We start from the raw sequence: 14083 nt of genomic DNA on the forward strand, positions 1-14083 counted from the left end.
AATGGCAATTGTTAAATGCAAACCGACATCTCCCGGTCGTCGTCACGTTATTAAAGTTGTAAATAAAGAACTGTATAAAGGAAAACCATATTCCTCTCTTTTATCAAAAAAAAGTAAAACTGGAGGACGAAATAATAACGGTAGAATTACAACTCGTCATATTGGTGGAGGACACAAGAGAGCATATCGAATAATAGATTTTAAAAGAAATAAAGATAATATAGAAGCGTCTGTAGAACGATTTGAATATGATCCCAATCGTTCATCTAATATTGCATTAATATTATATAAAGATGGAAAAAGAGATTATATTTTGGCACCTAAAAATTTAAAAGTAGGTGATACTATTCTATCTGGTATAAATGTTCCTATTAAAATAGGAAATGCTTTACCCATAAAAAATATTCCAGTTGGTTCATTTATTCATAATGTAGAAATGAAACCAGGAAAGGGAGGTCAAATAGCTCGCTCTGCTGGAAGTTATGTACAATTAGTTGCATGTGATAAAGATTATGCTACCTTAAGATTAAGATCAGGTGAAATGAGAAAAACAGAATCTAATTGCAGAGCTACAATCGGCGAAGTTGGAAATTCTGAACATATGTTAAAAGTTTTAGGAAAAGCAGGTGCTTCACGTTGGATGGGAATTCGACCAACTGTTCGAGGTACAGCTATGAATCCAGTTGATCACCCTCATGGAGGTGGTGAAGGAAGAAATTTTGGAAAACATCCAGTAACACCATGGGGACTTCAAACTAAAGGTAAGAAAACCCGAAAAAATAAGCGTACTGAAAAATTTATTTTGCGTCATCGTCATAAATAACTTTAGAGGATCATTTATGCCACGTTCTCTTAAAAAAGGTCCTTTCATTGATGTTAGTTTGTTAAAAAAAGTAGAAAAAGCAGTCAAGATAAATGACAAGAAACCTTTAAAAACTTGGTCTAGACGTTCAACAGTTTTTCCGAATATGGTAGGTCTAACAATATCCGTTCATAATGGACGTCATCATATTCCAATTTTTATTACTGAAGAAATGGTTGGTCATAAATTAGGTGAATTTTCTTTAACCCGAACTTATAGAGGACACACTGCCGATAAAAAAGTAAAAAAACGTTAGATAAAAAATGAGGAACAAATGGAAACTTTAGCTCAACATCGTCAAGCCCGTTGTTCTGCTCAAAAAGTTCGTTTAATAGCAGATTTGATTCGTGGTAAAAAAGTCCCAAAAGCATTAAATATTTTGAATTTTAATAACAAAAAAGCTGCTGTTTTAGTAAAAAAAGTTTTGGAATCGGCTATAGCAAATGCTGAGCATAATAACGGTTTAGATGTAGATCAATTACGAATAAAAAATATATTTGTTGACGAAGGTTCAACTATGAAAAGAATGATGCCACGTGCTAAAGGACGTGCAGATCGTATTTTAAAACGCACTAGTCATATTACTATAATTGTGTCTAATCGTTAACATTGTGGAGAAGAGGTAAATGGGTCAAAAAGTACATCCTAATGGTATGCGACTAGGTATAATAAAAAAATGGAATTCTGTATGGTTTGCGAATACTAAAGATTTTGCTGATCATTTAGACAGTGATTATAAAGTTCGTCAATTTTTAATGAAAAAATTAATAAAAGCATCAGTTTCTCGAATTATTATTGAAAGACCAGCTAAAAGTATTCGTGTTACTATTTATACAGCTAGACCAGGTATTGTAATAGGAAAAAAAGGGGAAGATGTAGAAAAACTCAGGATTAAAATCGCAAAAATTACCGGTGTTCCAGCGCAGATAAATATTTCAGAAGTTCGTAAACCAGAGTTAGACGCTAAACTTGTTTCCGAGAGTATTACCTCTCAATTAGAAAGACGAGTCATGTTTCGACGTGCTATGAAAAGATCTGTTCAAAATGCTATGAGACAAGGTGCAAAAGGAATTAAAGTTGAGGTTAGTGGTCGATTAGGAGGTGCTGAAATCGCTCGTAGAGAATGGTATAGAGAAGGACGAGTACCATTACATACTCTTCGTGCAGACATTGATTACAGCATTTCAGAAGCACATACAACATATGGTGTGATAGGTGTCAAAGTATGGATTTTTAAAGGAGAAATATTGGGCGGAATGTCAACTGTTGAAAAATTAGAAAAACCTTCTGTTCAAATAAAAAAGCAACATCGCAAAAATCGTAAGTAGGAGAACATATTAATGTTGCAACCAAAACGTACTAAATTTCGTAAAATGCATAAAGGTCGAAATCGTGGACTTGCTATTGGTTCTGATGTTAGTTTTGGTATGTTTGGATTAAAAGCAATTGATCGAGGACGTTTAACAGCTCGACAAATTGAATCTGCACGTAGAGCTATAACTCGCTGTATCAAAAGGCAAGGTAAAATTTGGATACGTGTTTTTCCTGATAAACCTATAACTCAAAAACCCTTAGAAGTAAGAATGGGTAAAGGAAAAGGTAATGTTGAATATTGGGTTGCTTTAATTCAACCGGGTAAAATTCTTTATGAAATGGATGGAGTTTCTGAAGAAGAATCACGTGAAGCATTCAAATTAGCGGCAGCAAAATTACCTATTAAAACTACTTTTGTAACTAAAATGGTGATGTAATGAAGGAAATACTAAAATTGCGCAAAAAAAATCACCAAGATCTTAATGTAGAACTCTTACAATTATTAAGAGAACAATTTAATCTTCGCATGCAATCTGCATCTGGAAAATTAAAGCAACCACATTTATTGCGTAAAGTTAGAAGAAACATTGCACAGGTAAAGATGTTATTAACAGAAAAGGAACGTGCAAAATGAAGGAAAAAATTCGTACTTTACAAGGTCGCGTTACCAGCAACAAGATGAATAAATCTGCTGTTGTTGCAATTGAACGTTTTGTAAAACATCCAATTTACGGAAAATTTGTTAAAAGAACAACAAAATTACATATCCACGATGAAAAAAATGAATGTTCTCTTGGTGATTTAATAGAAATTCGTGAATCTAGACCCATTTCTAAAACTAAGTCTTGGATTTTAGTTAGAATTATTGAAAAAAATATTTTTTAAAAATTATTTTTAAAAACATGAACAAACTTAGGTCTGCTCATGTTTTCTATTCATTCAAGATAACTAATGTTATAATATTTTAAATTTTTTTTAATCAAATTACTATAATTATTCGGAATTTTACAAAAATGATTCAAGAACAAACTATTTTAAACGTAGCCGACAATTCTGGTGCTCGTTCGGCCATGTGCATTAAAGTACTCGGTGGTTCCCGTCGTCGATATGCTCGTGTTGGTGATATAATTAAAATTACAATTAAAGAAGCAATACCTCGTGGAAAAGTGAAAAAAGGAGAAGTCTTAAAAGCTGTGGTTGTCAGAACAAAAAAAGGAGTAAGACGACCTGACGGTTCAATTATTCGTTTTGACAATAATGCTTGTGTTGTTTTAAACAATAATGAACAACCTGTTGGTACTCGTATTTTTGGACCAGTTACTCGTGAACTTAGAACCGAAAAATTTATGAAAATTATTTCGTTAGCTCCTGAAGTTTTATAACATAAAAATTTTTTAAGGAACAAAAAATGGCATTAAAATTACGTCGCAATGATGAAATTATTGTTTTAACAGGAAAAGATAAAGGAAAAAAAGGTACTATTAAAAATATTTTATCTTCGAATAAAGCTATTATTAATGGTATAAATTTAATTAAAAAACATCAAAAACCACTTCCTTCTCAAAATAAAAATGGTGGTATTCTTGAAAAAGAAGCACCTATTCACATATCAAATATTGCTATTTTCAATCCCGAATTAAGCAAAGCTGATCGAATTGGTTTTAGATTTGAAGAAGGAAAAAAAGTTCGTTTTTTTAAATCTAATAGAAAAACGATTAAATAGTTTTGGAGTAATTTAATGGCTACATTTTATGATTATTATAAATCAAAAATAGTTAAAAAACTTATGATGGAATTAAACTATAGTTCTGTTATGCAAGTTCCTAAAATTGACAAAATTACTTTAAATATGGGAGTAGGTGGTGCTTCTTCTGATAAAAAAGTACTAGATAATGCTGTTTTAGATTTGACTGCAATTTCTGGACAGAAACCTCTTATCACTAAAGCTCGAAAATCTGTAGCTGGTTTTAAAATTCGTCAGGGTTATCCTATTGGATGTAAGGTAACTTTACGTAAAAAAAGAAAATGGGATTTTTTTGAGCGTTTAATTGTTATTGCCATTCCGCGCATTCGAGATTTTAGAGGTTTATCGACAAATGCTTTTGATGGAAATGGAAATTATAGTTTAGGGATACGAGAACAAATTATTTTTCCTGAAATTGATTACGATAAAATTGATCGTGTTCGTGGTTTAGATATAACTATCACGACTACTGCAAAATCTAATCATGAAGCTCGTTTGTTATTATCTTCTTTTAACTTCCCTTTTCGTAAGTAAATTAATTAAGTAAATTAATAGGGTTATTCAATGGCTAAACAATCAATGAAAGCACGTGAAATTAAACGTGTAAAATTAGCTAATAAATTTTACGCACAGCGTGTTGCATTAAAAAATATCATTACTAATGTTAAATTGTCAGAAGAAGAGCGTTGGGATGCAGTTCTTAAATTACAAATGTTTCCACGAGATTCAAGTCCATCTCGTCAAAGAAATAGATGTCGTCAAACTGGTCGTCCACATGCTTTTCTTCGAAAATTTGGACTTAGTCGTATTAAAGTTAGAGAAGCAGCTATGAAAGGTGAAATTCCTGGTTTAAAAAAAGCTAGTTGGTAATTTTTTTATAAAATTTGGAGTAGTTTAAAAATGAGTATGCAAGATCCAGTCGCAGATATGCTCACTCGAATTCGAAATGGTCAATCAGCGAATAAGTATTCTGTTAAAATGCCTTGTTCCAAATTAAAAAGTTCTATCGTTGAACTATTAAAACAAGAAGGTTATATTAAAAATTTTAACATTCAAGGTAATAATAAATTAGAGATAGAAGTTGTTTTAAAGTATTTTAAAGGAAAGTCTGTAATAGAGACAATTCAGCGTGTAAGTAGACCTAGTTTAAGAATATATAAAAAAAAGAATAATTTGCCTAAAGTAATGGCAGGTTTAGGAATAGCAATAATTTCTACTTCTAAGGGAATTATGACAGATCGTACAGCACGTCGACTTGGTCTTGGTGGCGAAATTATATGTTATGTGGCTTAATGGAGGGAAAATGTCTCGTGTTGCTAAACGTCCAATCTTAATTCCTGAAGATATAAAAATTGAATTAAATTTACAATCAATCTCTATTAAAGGAAAATATGGTTGTCTATTACGTACTATTCATGATTCAGTTAAGGTGGAATACCTAAATGATAAAATAACTTTTTCAGTACGTTCAGGTTTTTCTGATGCTTGGGCACAAGCAGGAACTTCAAGAGCTCTGGTAAACTCAATGATTATAGGAGTTTCAAAGAAATTTAGCAAAAAATTGCAATTTTCTGGAGTAGGATATCGTGTTTCAATAACAAAAGGCAATATTATTAATATGTCATTAGGTTATTCTCATCCTATTGTTTATTCTTTGCCTCCTTATATTGAAGCAGAAAACCCATCTCCAACAGAGATTATCATCAAAGGAGTAGATAAGCAATTAGTTGGTCAAATAGCTGCTAATTTAAGATCTTATCGTAGACCTGAACCTTATAAAGGAAAAGGAATTAAATATTCAAATGAAATTGTTCGTATAAAAGAGGCGAAGAAAAAATAAAATGATATTTCATAGGAATAAAAAAATCATTTCTCGTATACGTCGATCTGTTAAAGCACGTTGTAAAATGAAATCATTAGGTGCGATGCGTTTAGTTGTACATCGAACTTCTCGTCATATGTATGCTCAAATAATTTCTTCTAAATCAGAAGTTTTAGCTTTTGCTTCGACTTTAGAAAAAAACATTAAATTAGATTTAAAATATACTGGGAATAAAAAAGCTGCAGAAATTATTGGTAAAATTATTGCTGAAAGAGCTTTATCAAAAGGGATATCAAACGTTTCTTTTGATCGATCTGGATTTAAATATCACGGACGCGTAAAAAAATTAGCAGATTCTGCACGCAATTTTGGATTAAAGTTTTAAGGTGAAAAATATAGAATGGCTAATATCGAAAAAAAAAATAATAGTGAATTACAAGAAAAGTTAATTACTGTAAATCGTGTTTCAAAAACAGTCAAAGGCGGTCGTATATTTTCATTTACTGCTTTAACAGTTGTTGGAAACGGAGAAGGGCGCGTTGGTTTTGGTTATGGAAAAGCCCGTGAAGTTCCAGCTGCAATTCAAAAAGCTATGGAAAAAGCTAGACGAAATATGATTACTATACCATTAGTGAATAAAACTTTACAGCATTCATTAAAGGGTTCACATACTGGATCTAATGTTTTCATGAAACCAGCTTCAGATGGAACGGGAATAATTGCAGGTGGAGCTATGCGTGCAGTATTAGAAGTAGCTGGCGTACATAATGTATTAGCTAAAACTTACGGTTCAACGAATCCTATTAATGTAGTTCGTGCTACTATGAATGGTTTAACTAATATGAAATCTCCAGAAATGATAGCTGCTAAAAGAAATAAATCTATTGAAGATATAATAGGATAAATTTTTTAATGAAAACAATTAAAATAACTCAAACTAAAAGTTCAATAGGACGAATACCTAAGCATAAAAAAACATTATTGGGACTTGGTTTGCGTCATATTGGGCATAGTGTAATACGTCAAGATACTCCTGCTATTAGAGGTATGATAAAAAAAATATCTTATATTTTAAAAATAAAAGAGGAATAATAAGATGCGTTTGAATACTCTTTCTCCGGCTTTAGGAGCTCGAAAAAACCACAAAAGATTAGGTCGTGGTATTGGTTGTGGTTTTGGAAAAACTGCAGGTCGAGGTCATAAAGGTCAAAAATCTAGATCTGGAGGTCATGTAAATCGTGGTTTTGAAGGAGGTCAAATGCCCCTTTATAGAAGACTTCCTAAATTTGGATTCAATTCTCGTAAAAAGAATATTACAACAGAAGTTCGTTTGTCAGATATATCTAACTTATCTACTAATATCATTGATTTAAAAGTTTTAAAAAAAGAAAATATTATTAATAAAAATATCAAATATGTAAAAATCATTCTTTCAGGAAAGTTAGAAGTTCCTTTGACCTTACACGGTTTACGTGTAACTCGAGGTGCTCGTCTTGCAATTGAAAACTATGGCGGTAAAATTGAAGGATAAGCGGTAAATAATGATCAAAAAATTAGGATTAAATTTTAAAAATACTCAGAAAGGCACAAATGAACTTAAGCAAAGAATTATTTCTGTAATTATTGCATTAATTATTTTTCGTATTGGTTCTTTTATTCCTATTCCTGGAATTGACACTACAATTTTATCTAGAATATTAAATGATCAGAAAGGCACTATTATTGAAATGTTTAATATGTTTTCTGGTGGTGCTTTAAGTCGTGCTTCTATATTTGCATTAGGAATTATGCCGTATATATCATCTTCTATTATTATTCAGTTGTTAACATTAGTTATTCCTTCTTTATCTGAAATTAAAAAAGAAGGAGAAGTTGGACGCAACAAAATCAACCAATATACAAGGTGTACTACTTTAGCATTAGCATTATTTCAATCAATTGGTATTGTTACAAGTCTACCTAAAATATCAGGTATGCATCAAATTGTAATTCATCCTGATTTTTATTTTTATTTTACTGCTATTATTATTTTAGTTACTGGTACAATGTTTTTAATGTGGTTAGGAGAATTAATTACAGAATGTGGTATTGGTAACGGAATTTCTATTATAATTTTTATAGGTATAATAGCAGGTTTACCATCAGCTATTGTTCATACAATCGAACAAACTAGACAAGGAAATTTACATATATTATTATTTTTATGTATTTTGATATTGATTTTTTGTGTTGTTTTCTTCGTCGTTTTTATTGAACGTAGTCAAAGAAAAATTATTATTCATTATGCTCAACGTCAAAAAGGTCGTCGTATTTATTCCACTCAAAGTACTCATTTACCTTTAAAAATAAATATGGCAGGTGTTATACCAGCTATTTTTGCTTCTAGTGTTGTCTTATTTCCTGTAACAATTATATCTTGGTTTGGAATAGATCGAAAATGGCCTTTACTAAAAACTATTTCTTTTTATTTTCAACCTAATCAACCTTTATATTTAGTATTATATATTTTTTCTATAATATTTTTTTGTTTTTTTTATACTGGATTAGCTTTTAATCCTCGTGAAACTGCAGATAATTTAAAGAAGTCAGGTGGTTTTATTTCAGGAATTCGACCAGGTGAACAAACGGCTAAATATATTAATAAGATTATGATTCGATTAACACTTTTTGGTTCTTTATATATGACGTTTATCTGTTTAATACCTGAATTTATGAGAAGTGCTATGAGTGTTCCATTTTATTTTGGTGGAACATCGTTATTGATTGTTGTTGTTGTGATTATGGATTTTATTTCTCAAATTCAAACTTTAGTTATGTCTAGTCAGTATGAATCTGTATTAAAAAAAGCTAATTTAAATTAAATAATTTCTCGTTAAAAACGAAAGGAAAATAGAGTGAAAGTTAAAGCATCTGTAAAAGTTCTTTGTCGAAATTGTAAAATAGTACGAAGAAACAATGTTATTCGAGTTATTTGTAGTAATGATCCTAAGCACAAGCAGCGTCAGGGTTAAAGTTATCTTTTTCAATAAAATATTTTAATAAGATACTTTATTAAAATTTATTAATAATTTCCATCAATTTAAAAGGTTTTATAAAATGGCTCGTATTGCAGGTATTAATATTCCTGAACATAAGCATACTTTAATTGCATTGACCTCAATATATGGAATCGGAAAAAAACGTTCTAAAATAATTTGTTTTAATTCAAATATTCCTGAAAACTCTAAAATTTCTGATTTGAAAGAAGAAGAAATTGAATTATTAAGAGAAAACGTTGCTAAATATGTTGTTGAGGGTGATTTAAGAAGAGAAAAAACTTTAAATATTAAACGTTTAATTGATTTAAATTGTTATCGTGGCTTACGTCATCGAAGAGGTTTGCCAGTCCGTGGACAAAGAACAAAAACTAATGCTCGAACTTGTAAAGGTCCTCGAAAAGCAATAAAAAAATAATTTAGGTGATGTTAATTATGGTAAAAAATTCAACTGTTCGAACACGAAAACGTGTAAAAAAACAAATTACAGATGGTATAGCTCATATTCATGCTTCATTTAACAATACTATTGTTACAATTACTGATAGACAAGGTAATGCTTTAGGTTGGGCGACTTCTGGAGGATCAGGTTTCAGAGGTTCTCGGAAATCAACTCCTTTTGCAGCACAGATTGCTGCTGAACGATGTGCTGAAATAGTCAAAGATTATGGCATAAAAAATTTAGAAGTTATGGTTAAGGGACCTGGACCAGGTAGAGAATCTACTATTCGAGCTTTGAATGCCGCTGGTTTTCGTATTACAAATATTACTGACGTAACACCTATTCCTCATAATGGCTGTCGTCCTCCTAAAAAACGTCGTGTTTAAATTTTAGGAAATATTGGAGAATAAAATGGCAAAATATTTAGGTCCTAAATTAAAGTTAAGTCGACGTGAAGGTACTGATTTATTTTTAAAATCAGGATTTCGTTCAATAGATTCTAAATGTAAATTAGAACATCCACCTGGACAGCATGGAATTAGAAAACCAAGATTATCAGATTATGCTATTCAATTACGTGAAAAGCAAAAGGTTCGTCGTCTTTATGGTGTTTTAGAACGTCAATTTAAAACATATTATAAAAAAGCATCTCGTTTAAAAGGCAATACTGGAGAAAATTTATTACAATTGTTAGAAAGAAGACTTGACAATGTAGTTTATAGAATGGGATTTGGTTGTACTCGTTCTGAATCCAGACAATTAATCAATCATAAATCAATTAAAGTGAATAATAATATTGTCAATATTGCTTCGTATCAAATATCTCCTAATGATCGTATTTCTGTACGCGATAAATCTAAAAATCAATCTAGAATAAAAGCCGCTTTAGAACTTACTGAACAAAGAGAAAAATCAATATGGATTGAAGTTAATGCAACTAAAATGGAAGGAATATTTAAGCGATTTCCTGAACGTTCTGATTTATCTGCAGAAATTAATGAACATTTAATTGTTGAACTTTATTCTAAATAAAAAGTTCACTCTTAATAGAGAGGATATCATGCAGAATTCTATCATTGGTTTTTTAAAACCACGTTTAGTCGAAATTGAACAAATTACTGCAACTCATACTAAAGTTACTTTAGAACCATTAGAAAGAGGTTTTGGTCATACACTTGGTAACGCACTTCGTAGAATTCTTCTTTCTTCTATGCCAGGATATGCTGTAACTGAAGTTGAAATCGATGGAGTATTACATGAATATAGTACTAAAGAAGGTGTACAAGAAGATATTCTAGAAATTTTATTAAATTTAAAAGGATTAGCAGTAAGAGTACACGGAAAAGATGAAGTTTTTATTTCTTTAAAGAAATCTGGCATTGGTTCTGTAACTGCAGCTGACATAATTCATGATGGTGACGTAGAAATTATTAAACCAGATCATTTAATTTGTCATTTGACTGATGAAAATGCTTCTATTCAAATGAGAATTAAGGTACAACGTGGAAGAGGATATATTCCTGCTTCTTCTAGAATTCATATGGAAGATGACTTAAGACCAATAGGTTGTTTATTAGTAGATGCATGTTATAGTCCAATAAATCGTATTTCTTATAATGTAGAAGCTGCACGTGTAGAACAAAGAACAGATTTAGATAAATTAATTATCGAAATGAAGACTAACGGTACAATAGATCCTGAAGAAGCAATTCGACGTGCGGCTACTATTTTGTCAGAACAATTAGAAGCATTTGTTGATTTAAGAGATGTGAGAGAACCTGAAATAAAAGAAGAAAAACCTGAATTTGAACCTATTTTATTACGTCCTGTAGACGATTTAGAATTAACTGTTCGTTCTGCAAACTGTCTTAAAGCTGAATCAATACATTATATTGGTGACTTGGTTCAAAGAACAGAGGTCGAACTTTTAAAAACTCCTAATTTAGGTAAGAAATCGTTAACTGAAATTAAGGATATATTAGCAGCTCGAAATTTATCTCTTGGAATGAAATTAGAAAAATGGCCTCCATTAAGTATTTTAGAAGAATAATATTAAATATTAATTTAAAATTATTTCTCTTCTTTTTTTTTAAAAGGATAAATTCATGCGACATCGAAAAATTGGTCGTAAATTAAACTGTAAGAGTAATCATCGCAATGCGATATTCAAAAATATGGCTTGTTCGTTAATTCTTAATGAAATTATTAAAACTACATTAGCAAAAGCAAAGGAATTACGTAGAATTGTTGAACCTATGATTACTTTATCTAAAATAGATACTGTAGCGCATAGAAGATTGCTGTTTTCTCGTATTCGTAATAATGAAGTAGTCGCAAAACTATTTAAAAAAATAGGTCCTGTTTTTTATAATAGATCAGGTGGTTATACTCGTATTTTAAAGTGTGGATTCCGATCTGGAGATAAGGCACCTATGGCTTATATTGAGTTAGTTGATCGTGTTAGAAATAGTGAAGAAAAAAAGAAATTGTTAAGTAATAAAACTCCTATAAAAAACAATTAAAATTTTTAAGAAAAGTATATTGACAGTTTTGATAATTAAAAGCAAACGGAAGCTTACCGTTTGCTCATCTTTTAATAAATATTAAGATAGTATATATTTTTATATATAGTTTAGATAATTTTTCCCACATGAAACCAATCTTTCTTAGAAAGAACTATTTTTTCTATATTTATAATTTTTTTTCCAGGAAATTGTATTTTTTGAAGGTTTAATATTTGATGAGCTGTATTTATTTGAATTCCATATTTGTCAAAAGAAATAATTTCTCCTATATTAGCATTTTTTTTAATATTTTGTATGACGTTTGCTTTCCATACTCTTATTCGTGTTTGATTTATTATAAAGTAACAGATTGGCCAAGGATTGAAAGCACGTATTAATCTTTCTAAAAGATACGCTTTAGTATTCCAATTTAGTAAAGCATCTTTTTTACATATTTTTTTTGAAAATGTTGCATTTTTTTCATTTTGTTCTTTTTCAAAAATAATATTTATATTTATAAAATATAAAGTTTCTAATAATGCTTGAATTCCAATTTCAATTAATTTCAATGTTAATGTTTCAGTTGTATCTTCAGATGAAATGTTACATTTAACTGAATTTATTATGGTTCCACTATCTATTTTTTCATTCATTTTGATAATACTTATACCTGTTTCTTTATCTCCAAATAAAATTGCTGATTGAATGGGAGTTGCACCTCTCCATCTAGGCAATAATGAAGTATGAACATTAATGCAACCTTTTGGAAACATATTTAGTATTTTTTTTGGTATTAGTTTTGCGTAAGAAACGACTATCATAATATCTGCATTAAGATTCAATATTTCACTTTGTATTTTTTCATTATTTAATTCTAATGGTTGAAAAAAAGGAATATTTTTTTTTATAGATAATGTTTTTACAGGAGAAAAAGTTATTTTTTGACCTCTTCCTGAAGGACGATCAGGTTGAGTAATTACAGCTATTACTTCGTGTTGAGATTCTATTAATTCATTTAAAAATTTCATAGAAAAATATGATGTTCCGGCAAAAATAATTTTTAGTTTTTTCAAGTTTATTTTCTCTTTTTTACTTTTTTTAAAAATTATTGCTTTATTCTTTTTTTAATTTTGTTAATTCTTTTTAAAATTCTTTCTTTTTTAAGTTCAGAAAGATAGTCTATAAATAGTTTTCCATTTAAATGATCTATTTCATGTTGTATACAAATTGAAAGAATTGAATCTGCTTCTATTTCTTTTTTATCTCCATTTAAATTTAAAGCTTGGATTTTTATATAATTAAAACGTGGTACGAAAGCACGATATTCTGGAATTGATAAACATCCTTCTTCAATACTTACAGTACCTTTTCTTTCAATGATTTTTGGATTTATAAGAATTAAATGATCTTCTTTTTGATTTATTTTATTAATTACAATTATTTGTAGTTGAATATTTACTTGTGTTGCTGCCAAACCAATTCCTTCTTCTTGATACATGGTATCTATCATATTATTTGCAATTTTATGTATTTCTTTAGTTATTTTTTTAATAGGTTTGGCAATTAGTCTTAATCTTTGATCAGGATATTGTAGTATTTTTAAAACAGACATATTTTTAGATATAAAATAATTTAATTTTATATTAGTATAAACTTTTTTATTATAATTAAAAGTTAACTTTTAATTCTTTTTAAAATTTTTAGAAAAAAATATAATTATTTTTAATAAAAATTTATATCTATTAAACATTACATGTTATGTATGTAACAATATTGATGAAAAAGTAATATAATATATAAAATATTTTATAAAAATTTAAATTTTTTAATATGTAATTGAGGATGTAATGTTTGAAATATTAATATATTTATTTGAAACTTATGTTCATAGTGAATCAGAAATTTCTATTGATTATGAAAGTTTAACTAATGATTTGTCAGATGTAGGTTTTCAATCAAAAGATATTTATAAAGCCTTACATTGGTTGAAAAATTTATCCTGCTGTAAAAAAAATATAATTTCATCAATTAACTTATCTTCAAATCATACTACAACTCGAATTTATACTAAAGAAGAAGAATTTAAATTAAATTCTGATTGTCGTGGTTTTCTGCTTTTTTTAGAACAATTGGAAATATTAACATTAGATACACGTGAGATAATTATTGAAAGAATTATGGCTTTAGATATTGGTTACTTAAATCTTGAAGATTTAAAATGGATTGTTTTAATTATATTGTTTAACATTCCAGGATGTGAAATTGTTTATAGAAAACTTGAAAATTTATTATTTAATTTTAAAACAGAAATTGTTCATTAAATTTTTATTACGAGAAATTTTTTAATGAGTAAAGACTAT

At 29.2% G+C, this 14083-nt stretch carries 27 protein-coding genes; 25 read left to right on the top strand and 2 right to left on the bottom strand.

Annotated features, from left to right (window positions below; translation table 11 throughout):
- The first annotated feature begins 1 nt into the window (after position 1).
- The 24 genes from rplB (at position 2) to rplQ (ending at position 11741) form a co-directional block, all read left to right on the top strand.
- Entirely contained in the window at positions 2–823 is an 822-nt protein-coding gene (rplB, locus tag QZ401_RS00815) for a 50S ribosomal protein L2 (RefSeq protein ID WP_295164108.1), read from the top strand.
- 16 nt (positions 824–839) lie between these two features.
- The gene (rpsS, locus tag QZ401_RS00820; protein ID WP_011054010.1) at positions 840–1118 is read left to right on the top strand and encodes a 30S ribosomal protein S19; all 279 of its coding nucleotides are present in this window, start codon (positions 840–842) and stop codon (positions 1116–1118) included.
- 18 nt (positions 1119–1136) lie between these two features.
- Entirely contained in the window at positions 1137–1469 is a 333-nt protein-coding gene (gene rplV, locus QZ401_RS00825; RefSeq protein ID WP_295164110.1) for a 50S ribosomal protein L22, read from the top strand.
- Positions 1470–1488: 19 nt separating this feature from the next.
- A complete protein-coding gene (gene rpsC / locus QZ401_RS00830) occupies positions 1489–2190 on the top strand; it encodes a 30S ribosomal protein S3 (RefSeq protein WP_295164111.1) in 702 nt (233 codons plus the stop codon).
- Positions 2191–2202: 12 nt separating this feature from the next.
- Positions 2203–2613 (top strand): 50S ribosomal protein L16, encoded by a 411-nt coding sequence (gene rplP, locus QZ401_RS00835; RefSeq protein WP_295164113.1) that lies wholly within the window; start codon positions 2203–2205, stop codon positions 2611–2613.
- Positions 2613–2810 carry a 50S ribosomal protein L29 gene (gene rpmC / locus QZ401_RS00840; RefSeq protein WP_295164114.1) on the top strand — a complete coding sequence of 66 codons (198 nt, stop codon included), beginning with the start codon at positions 2613–2615 and terminating at the stop codon, positions 2808–2810. The genes rplP and rpmC overlap by 1 nt, the downstream gene beginning before the upstream one ends.
- Positions 2807–3061: a 30S ribosomal protein S17 gene (gene rpsQ / locus QZ401_RS00845; protein WP_295164115.1), complete on the top strand. Its 255-nt coding sequence runs from the start codon at positions 2807–2809 to the stop codon at positions 3059–3061. The genes rpmC and rpsQ overlap by 4 nt, the downstream gene beginning before the upstream one ends.
- Positions 3062–3189: 128 nt before the next feature.
- Entirely contained in the window at positions 3190–3558 is a 369-nt protein-coding gene (rplN, locus tag QZ401_RS00850) for a 50S ribosomal protein L14 (RefSeq protein WP_158337531.1), read from the top strand.
- A gap of 26 nt (positions 3559–3584) precedes the next feature.
- Positions 3585–3899: a 50S ribosomal protein L24 gene (gene rplX / locus QZ401_RS00855; RefSeq protein WP_295164118.1), complete on the top strand. Its 315-nt coding sequence runs from the start codon at positions 3585–3587 to the stop codon at positions 3897–3899.
- 15 nt (positions 3900–3914) lie between these two features.
- Positions 3915–4454 (top strand): 50S ribosomal protein L5, encoded by a 540-nt coding sequence (gene rplE / locus QZ401_RS00860; protein WP_295164120.1) that lies wholly within the window; start codon positions 3915–3917, stop codon positions 4452–4454.
- 30 nt (positions 4455–4484) lie between these two features.
- Positions 4485–4790 (top strand): 30S ribosomal protein S14, encoded by a 306-nt coding sequence (gene rpsN / locus QZ401_RS00865; protein WP_295164121.1) that lies wholly within the window; start codon positions 4485–4487, stop codon positions 4788–4790.
- 30 nt (positions 4791–4820) lie between these two features.
- Positions 4821–5213 (top strand): 30S ribosomal protein S8, encoded by a 393-nt coding sequence (gene rpsH, locus QZ401_RS00870; RefSeq protein ID WP_295164123.1) that lies wholly within the window; start codon positions 4821–4823, stop codon positions 5211–5213.
- Positions 5214–5223: 10 nt separating this feature from the next.
- The gene (gene rplF, locus QZ401_RS00875; protein ID WP_295164124.1) at positions 5224–5760 is read left to right on the top strand and encodes a 50S ribosomal protein L6; all 537 of its coding nucleotides are present in this window, start codon (positions 5224–5226) and stop codon (positions 5758–5760) included.
- A 1-nt stretch (position 5761) separates the two neighbouring features.
- Positions 5762–6127 carry a 50S ribosomal protein L18 gene (gene rplR / locus QZ401_RS00880; protein ID WP_295164125.1) on the top strand — a complete coding sequence of 122 codons (366 nt, stop codon included), beginning with the start codon at positions 5762–5764 and terminating at the stop codon, positions 6125–6127.
- A gap of 15 nt (positions 6128–6142) precedes the next feature.
- The gene (gene rpsE / locus QZ401_RS00885; RefSeq protein ID WP_158337517.1) at positions 6143–6646 is read left to right on the top strand and encodes a 30S ribosomal protein S5; all 504 of its coding nucleotides are present in this window, start codon (positions 6143–6145) and stop codon (positions 6644–6646) included.
- 8 nt (positions 6647–6654) lie between these two features.
- The gene (gene rpmD / locus QZ401_RS00890; protein WP_158337515.1) at positions 6655–6834 is read left to right on the top strand and encodes a 50S ribosomal protein L30; all 180 of its coding nucleotides are present in this window, start codon (positions 6655–6657) and stop codon (positions 6832–6834) included.
- A 4-nt stretch (positions 6835–6838) separates the two neighbouring features.
- Positions 6839–7273 carry a 50S ribosomal protein L15 gene (gene rplO / locus QZ401_RS00895; RefSeq protein WP_295164128.1) on the top strand — a complete coding sequence of 145 codons (435 nt, stop codon included), beginning with the start codon at positions 6839–6841 and terminating at the stop codon, positions 7271–7273.
- A gap of 10 nt (positions 7274–7283) precedes the next feature.
- Entirely contained in the window at positions 7284–8603 is a 1320-nt protein-coding gene (gene secY / locus QZ401_RS00900) for a preprotein translocase subunit SecY (RefSeq protein ID WP_295164131.1), read from the top strand.
- Positions 8604–8636: 33 nt separating this feature from the next.
- Entirely contained in the window at positions 8637–8753 is a 117-nt protein-coding gene (gene rpmJ / locus QZ401_RS00905) for a 50S ribosomal protein L36 (RefSeq protein ID WP_295164133.1), read from the top strand.
- Between the two features lie 85 nt (positions 8754–8838).
- The gene (gene rpsM, locus QZ401_RS00910) at positions 8839–9195 is read left to right on the top strand and encodes a 30S ribosomal protein S13 (protein ID WP_295164134.1); all 357 of its coding nucleotides are present in this window, start codon (positions 8839–8841) and stop codon (positions 9193–9195) included.
- A gap of 17 nt (positions 9196–9212) precedes the next feature.
- Positions 9213–9605: a 30S ribosomal protein S11 gene (rpsK, locus tag QZ401_RS00915; RefSeq protein ID WP_295164135.1), complete on the top strand. Its 393-nt coding sequence runs from the start codon at positions 9213–9215 to the stop codon at positions 9603–9605.
- 25 nt (positions 9606–9630) lie between these two features.
- Positions 9631–10251 carry a 30S ribosomal protein S4 gene (gene rpsD, locus QZ401_RS00920; RefSeq protein WP_295164136.1) on the top strand — a complete coding sequence of 207 codons (621 nt, stop codon included), beginning with the start codon at positions 9631–9633 and terminating at the stop codon, positions 10249–10251.
- 28 nt (positions 10252–10279) lie between these two features.
- A complete protein-coding gene (rpoA, locus tag QZ401_RS00925) occupies positions 10280–11269 on the top strand; it encodes a DNA-directed RNA polymerase subunit alpha (RefSeq protein WP_295164137.1) in 990 nt (329 codons plus the stop codon).
- 55 nt (positions 11270–11324) lie between these two features.
- On the top strand, positions 11325–11741 hold the full coding sequence (rplQ, locus tag QZ401_RS00930; RefSeq protein WP_295164139.1) for a 50S ribosomal protein L17: 417 nt from the start codon (positions 11325–11327) through the stop codon (positions 11739–11741).
- A 110-nt stretch (positions 11742–11851) separates the two neighbouring features.
- Here rplQ and fmt read toward each other — a convergent pair whose 3' ends face one another.
- Entirely contained in the window at positions 11852–12796 is a 945-nt protein-coding gene (gene fmt / locus QZ401_RS00935) for a methionyl-tRNA formyltransferase (protein WP_295164140.1), read from the bottom strand.
- Positions 12797–12828: 32 nt separating this feature from the next.
- Positions 12829–13335, bottom strand: a complete 507-nt coding sequence (gene def / locus QZ401_RS00940; protein WP_295164141.1) for a peptide deformylase — start codon at positions 13333–13335, stop codon at positions 12829–12831.
- Between the two features lie 235 nt (positions 13336–13570).
- Here def and QZ401_RS00945 point away from each other — a divergent pair, with 235 nt between their 5' ends.
- The gene (locus tag QZ401_RS00945) at positions 13571–14044 is read left to right on the top strand and encodes a DUF494 family protein (protein ID WP_295164142.1); all 474 of its coding nucleotides are present in this window, start codon (positions 13571–13573) and stop codon (positions 14042–14044) included.
- The last annotated feature ends 39 nt before the right edge of the window (positions 14045–14083 follow it).

This window comes from uncultured Buchnera sp. (assembly GCF_913776765.1).
In the GTDB taxonomy this organism is placed as follows: domain Bacteria; phylum Pseudomonadota; class Gammaproteobacteria; order Enterobacterales; family Enterobacteriaceae; genus Buchnera; species Buchnera aphidicola_AO.

Excerpts from the sequence above, each read along its gene's own strand:
- rplB (WP_295164108.1), top strand. The coding sequence starts at position 2 with ATGGCAATTGTTAAATGCAAACCGACATCTCCCGGTCGTCGTCACGTT.
- rpsS (WP_011054010.1), top strand. The coding sequence starts at position 840 with ATGCCACGTTCTCTTAAAAAAGGTCCTTTCATTGATGTTAGTTTGTTA.
- rplV (WP_295164110.1), top strand. The coding sequence starts at position 1,137 with ATGGAAACTTTAGCTCAACATCGTCAAGCCCGTTGTTCTGCTCAAAAA.
- rpsC (WP_295164111.1), top strand. The coding sequence starts at position 1,489 with ATGGGTCAAAAAGTACATCCTAATGGTATGCGACTAGGTATAATAAAA.
- rplP (WP_295164113.1), top strand. The coding sequence starts at position 2,203 with ATGTTGCAACCAAAACGTACTAAATTTCGTAAAATGCATAAAGGTCGA.
- rpmC (WP_295164114.1), top strand. The coding sequence starts at position 2,613 with ATGAAGGAAATACTAAAATTGCGCAAAAAAAATCACCAAGATCTTAAT.
- rpsQ (WP_295164115.1), top strand. The coding sequence starts at position 2,807 with ATGAAGGAAAAAATTCGTACTTTACAAGGTCGCGTTACCAGCAACAAG.
- rplN (WP_158337531.1), top strand. The coding sequence starts at position 3,190 with ATGATTCAAGAACAAACTATTTTAAACGTAGCCGACAATTCTGGTGCT.
- rplX (WP_295164118.1), top strand. The coding sequence starts at position 3,585 with ATGGCATTAAAATTACGTCGCAATGATGAAATTATTGTTTTAACAGGA.
- rplE (WP_295164120.1), top strand. The coding sequence starts at position 3,915 with ATGGCTACATTTTATGATTATTATAAATCAAAAATAGTTAAAAAACTT.
- rpsN (WP_295164121.1), top strand. The coding sequence starts at position 4,485 with ATGGCTAAACAATCAATGAAAGCACGTGAAATTAAACGTGTAAAATTA.
- rpsH (WP_295164123.1), top strand. The coding sequence starts at position 4,821 with ATGAGTATGCAAGATCCAGTCGCAGATATGCTCACTCGAATTCGAAAT.
- rplF (WP_295164124.1), top strand. The coding sequence starts at position 5,224 with ATGTCTCGTGTTGCTAAACGTCCAATCTTAATTCCTGAAGATATAAAA.
- rplR (WP_295164125.1), top strand. The coding sequence starts at position 5,762 with ATGATATTTCATAGGAATAAAAAAATCATTTCTCGTATACGTCGATCT.
- rpsE (WP_158337517.1), top strand. The coding sequence starts at position 6,143 with ATGGCTAATATCGAAAAAAAAAATAATAGTGAATTACAAGAAAAGTTA.
- rpmD (WP_158337515.1), top strand. The coding sequence starts at position 6,655 with ATGAAAACAATTAAAATAACTCAAACTAAAAGTTCAATAGGACGAATA.
- rplO (WP_295164128.1), top strand. The coding sequence starts at position 6,839 with ATGCGTTTGAATACTCTTTCTCCGGCTTTAGGAGCTCGAAAAAACCAC.
- secY (WP_295164131.1), top strand. The coding sequence starts at position 7,284 with ATGATCAAAAAATTAGGATTAAATTTTAAAAATACTCAGAAAGGCACA.
- rpsM (WP_295164134.1), top strand. The coding sequence starts at position 8,839 with ATGGCTCGTATTGCAGGTATTAATATTCCTGAACATAAGCATACTTTA.
- rpsK (WP_295164135.1), top strand. The coding sequence starts at position 9,213 with ATGGTAAAAAATTCAACTGTTCGAACACGAAAACGTGTAAAAAAACAA.
- rpsD (WP_295164136.1), top strand. The coding sequence starts at position 9,631 with ATGGCAAAATATTTAGGTCCTAAATTAAAGTTAAGTCGACGTGAAGGT.
- rpoA (WP_295164137.1), top strand. The coding sequence starts at position 10,280 with ATGCAGAATTCTATCATTGGTTTTTTAAAACCACGTTTAGTCGAAATT.
- rplQ (WP_295164139.1), top strand. The coding sequence starts at position 11,325 with ATGCGACATCGAAAAATTGGTCGTAAATTAAACTGTAAGAGTAATCAT.
- def (WP_295164141.1), bottom strand. The coding sequence starts at position 13,335 with ATGTCTGTTTTAAAAATACTACAATATCCTGATCAAAGATTAAGACTA.
- QZ401_RS00945 (WP_295164142.1), top strand. The coding sequence starts at position 13,571 with ATGTTTGAAATATTAATATATTTATTTGAAACTTATGTTCATAGTGAA.